The 3,805-nt window shown below is 60.6% G+C and carries 4 protein-coding genes and 1 pseudogene; 2 read left to right on the forward strand and 3 right to left on the reverse strand.

All coding sequences use genetic code 11. The annotated features are described in order from the left end of the window. Positions 1 to 687, reverse strand: a pseudogene (locus AHiyo1_RS13215) (hypothetical protein); the annotation flags it as partial. Between the two features lie 153 nt (positions 688 to 840). Here AHiyo1_RS13215 and AHiyo1_RS13220 point away from each other — a divergent pair. Further along, positions 841 to 1,383: a peptidylprolyl isomerase gene (locus AHiyo1_RS13220; RefSeq protein WP_059388874.1), complete on the forward strand. Its 543-nt coding sequence runs from the start codon at positions 841 to 843 to the stop codon at positions 1,381 to 1,383. A 21-nt stretch (positions 1,384 to 1,404) separates the two neighbouring features. After that, positions 1,405 to 2,274 carry a rhomboid family intramembrane serine protease gene (locus tag AHiyo1_RS13225; protein ID WP_059388875.1) on the forward strand — a complete coding sequence of 290 codons (870 nt, stop codon included), beginning with the start codon at positions 1,405 to 1,407 and terminating at the stop codon, positions 2,272 to 2,274. 13 nt (positions 2,275 to 2,287) lie between these two features. On the opposite strand, the gene AHiyo1_RS13230 is transcribed toward AHiyo1_RS13225, so the two are convergent. Both AHiyo1_RS13230 and AHiyo1_RS13235 read right to left on the reverse strand, forming a co-directional pair. After that, positions 2,288 to 2,758, reverse strand: coding sequence for an SRPBCC family protein (locus tag AHiyo1_RS13230; protein ID WP_059388876.1), 471 nt, complete (start codon positions 2,756 to 2,758; stop codon positions 2,288 to 2,290). Continuing rightward, the gene (locus AHiyo1_RS13235) at positions 2,733 to 3,137 is read right to left on the reverse strand and encodes an ArsR/SmtB family transcription factor (protein ID WP_059388877.1); all 405 of its coding nucleotides are present in this window, start codon (positions 3,135 to 3,137) and stop codon (positions 2,733 to 2,735) included. The genes AHiyo1_RS13230 and AHiyo1_RS13235 overlap by 26 nt, the downstream gene beginning before the upstream one ends. Positions 3,138 to 3,805 lie beyond the last annotated feature (668 nt).

Here is a 3,805-nt window from a genome sequence, read left to right on the forward strand (position 1 = left end):
CCGGGGCCGGGGTCTTCCACGGGTCCTCCACCGGACGGCTGGCCTTCCATGCGGCGACGCCGGCCGCGGCAGCTGCTGCAATGACCGTGAAGATCAGGAGACCGCGCTTTTTGGGCTTCCGGGTCTTGGCCAGTTCTTTCGAGACTGTTTTGGACGCTTCCTCGGCCGCGGCTTTCAGCTGGGCCCCTGTGGCTTGTGCTTGCTCCTGCAGATTGTGAACCACTCCCGAATCCACCAGTTTCTGGGCGACTGCGTCCACCTGCGCGGGTGCATTCTCGAGGGCCTGGTGCACAACCACGGAGGCTTGCCCGAGCTGCTCCGAAAGCTTGGGCAAGTACTCCTCAACAACTTTGTCCCGCGCGTGGCTGAGCGCGGGGTGGCTTTGTTAAGGGCTTCCTGGATCTTGGGTGAGGCGTCCTCGACGACGTCGTGGATCTTCGGCGCGAGGTTCGCCAGGCCTTCCTGGAGCTTCGGCGTGACGGTTGCAACGCCGTCGGCGAGGTTGTAGGCAGCCGATTTCAGGCCTTCCTGGAGCTTCGGCGACGCGGTGTCGATTCCGTGCTGGATGCGGGGAACAGCCCAGTTCACAGCTGCTTCGACGCGCGGTGTCGCCCAGTCCTTGGCATTTTCGACACCATTCACAACGGTGTGTTCAAGTTCGCGGGCAATCCGGTCCGATTTCTTCACAACTACCTCCCGATCAACATGCTCGTTTGTTGTTAGCCTACGTCGCTTGTTCGGCACCGGCTATTCATCCAGCGGATTCATGGAAGATTTCACCGAGCGCGGAACCGCCCTCCTGGCCGCCCCGGCGTTGACCCTGCGTGAAACAATGGCGATATGACCATCGCAACCGCAAAAGCAACTTTCCACACGAGCCTCGGTGACATCGTGGTTGACCTCTTCGGCAACCACGCGCCCAAGACGGTAGCCAACTTCGTTGGCCTGGCCACCGGCGAAAAGTCCTGGACGCACCCGGAGACCGGTGAAGACAAGACTGGTACCCCGCTGTACAACGGCACGATTTTCCACCGCATCATCAAAGACTTCATGATCCAGGGCGGCGATCCCCTCGGTCGCGGTATCGGCGGTCCGGGCTACAAGTTCGACGACGAGATCCACCCGGAACTCAACTTCAACGCCCCTTACAAGCTGGCCATGGCCAACGCCGGCATCCAGATGGGCAAGGGCACCAACGGTTCCCAGTTCTTCATCACCACGGTCAACACCGACTGGCTTTTCGGCAAGCACTCCATCTTCGGTGAGGTTGCAGACGAAGAGTCCAAGAAAGTTGTAGACGCCATCGAGGCTGTCCGCACCGGCATGGGCGATCGCCCCGTCGAAGACGTCGTCATCAACAGCATCGACATTGTCCAGCTCTGATCCCCGGAGCCTGAACAGCATATGAGTTACGGAATCCCGGCGGCAGAGCCGTCAGCAGACATTCCGGTGTGCCCCAGGCACCCGGACAGGCCCTCCTATGTGCGGTGCCAGCGTTGCGGGCGTCCCGCATGCCCCGAGTGCCAGCGGGCGGCCGCCGTCGGGTTCCAATGCATTGACTGCGTCAATGAAATGAAGCGTTCGACGCCGGCAGTGCGTTCCGCCTATGGCGGCGCCATTGCGACAGGACGTCCTTTGGCGACGTACATACTTATCGGGCTGTGTGCCCTGGTGTACGTGCTGCAATGGTTGATTCCCGGCGGTGTCGTGGAGAATCAACTCGCTTTTGCGTCCGTCTACGCCGCTCCGCAATACGGGGCCTTCGAACCCTGGCGGATGCTGACCAGCGCTTTTGTCCATTCCCAGGGCTTTGTCCTGCACATCGTGCTCAACATGTACATGCTCTGGATTTTCGGCCAGGTGCTGGAGCCGGTCTTGGGGCGCATCCGCTTCCTGGCCGTCTACCTGTTGTCCGCCATTGGCGGCTCTGTCGGTTTCCTACTTCTGACACCTGTTTTGCCTCCCACTGGAGTGGAAGGTGCGTCCGGCGCCATCTTCGGCCTCTTTGGCGCACTGTTGGTAGTTCAAAGCCGGCGCGGCGGAGACACCCGGCAGCTGTGGATCCTCATTGCCATCAACGGCGTGATTGGCTTCGTTGTCCCCGGCATTGCCTGGCAGGCCCATTTGGGCGGCCTGATCACGGGTGGCCTGTGCGCCGCCGTGATTGCCTTTGCTCCGCGTGGACCCCGCCAGGCGCTGTTGCAGACCGCAGGCATGGCCCTGGTGGCCGGGATTCTGGTCCTCGCTACCGTCCTTCGGGCCACAGCGGGCTAACAGCTCCCTGGCTTTACCCCAGGAGTTCCTCCAAGCGGTCCATCGACTCTTTGATGCCCGCATCCATGCCGCTGGCTACTGCCATGTCCCGGGCTTCCACCGAGGGAAACACGGAGTGCTGCACTACGCGCGTGCGGCCTCCGAGGTCTTCAAACCTGGTGGTATCCAGCGTGACTTGCCCCGGGGCGCCGTCGAACTCAAAGGTCTGGATGATCCGCAATGGCTCCTGGACCTCGTGGAAGACCCCGCGGAAACCGAACTCGCTGCCTTGTTCGTCCACATGCGTGTAGCGGTAGCTGCCGCCCGTGCGCGCGTCGTATGACTCCAGGCGCATTTCCAGGCGACGCGGACCCAGCCATTTGACGACGAGTTCGGGGTCCGTGAAAGCCTGGAACACACGCGAGGGTGCGGCGTCGAAGTCGCGGCTCGTATCGATGAACGGCGTGCCCGCGGCGACGTCAATGGTTGTTGTGTTGGTGCTCATTGTTCTTCTCCTTTTCGGGACTGTCTTTGTCGGTTGTGCTGGCCAATAGTTCGTCCAGCCGGGCGAAACGTTCCTCGGCCTGAAGACGGTAGTTCTCGATCCACTCAGCCAAGGGACCCAGCGCTGTGGTGTTCAAATGGCAGGGACGGCGCTGCGCTTCCCTGCTCCTTGTGATGAGGCCCGCGCCCTCGAGCACTTGAAGGTGCTTGGAGATGGCTTGGAGGGTGACGGTGAAGGGCTGGGCGATCTCGTTGACGGTGGCATCGCCCAAGGCCAACCGCGCGAGTATCTTGCGGCGGACAGGATCGGCGAGGGCCATGAACGCCCTGTTGAGCTGGTCTTCCGGGTCCAGCACCGCTGCAGCAATCGTGCCCGGCATGCTTCTCCCCTGGTGGGTCGGGCCTGAGGATCGCGGATTTCGGGGTCCTCCGCCGTACTCAAGCAGATGGTTTATCAACTAGTTCATTGAATAACACCAGCTTAGAACTGCGCTTTCAGGTCCGTCAAGACTTTTGGATATGTTTTCCACAGGCCTTATCCACAGTGTGCGTAACTTACAAGCTTGTAGTTCGATGGTGAATGGACACTGTAGGGCGAGATGGCAGGGGCTGCGCTTTTCTCCGGCGATTAACGTCCACACCTGTGGATAACTTTTGCCCACACGCCTGTGGGTATGTGGATAAGAAGTGGGTTATCCGGGCGTGTGTGGACAACCTCAGTGTTCGCAGCCAAAAGAGCGCGGTATCAACAGAGTTATCAACATTGTTAATAACTCACATCGCTGTAGTTCGTTGTCTTTGCTGCCCCCTGAGGCCCGCCGTTCCGGGAGTTTTCCACTATGCAGGCACGGTTTTTCCCCAACTGTGGATAACTTGTGGGTAGCTGCCTGTTGTTAAGTGCGTAACTTCGACTTAAGGTGCCGGCGCGCGGCTAACCCAACTAGCTCGCAGTTGTTGTCGTTATGAGGCTACAAAACGACAACAACTGCGAGGGCCCACGCCGCCAGGGTTCCCTGGCCGAGCTTGCGAGGCGAGGGTGGCGGTGGGG

The sequence above is a fragment of the Arthrobacter sp. Hiyo1 genome (assembly GCF_001263615.2).
Lineage (GTDB): Bacteria > Actinomycetota > Actinomycetes > Actinomycetales > Micrococcaceae > Arthrobacter.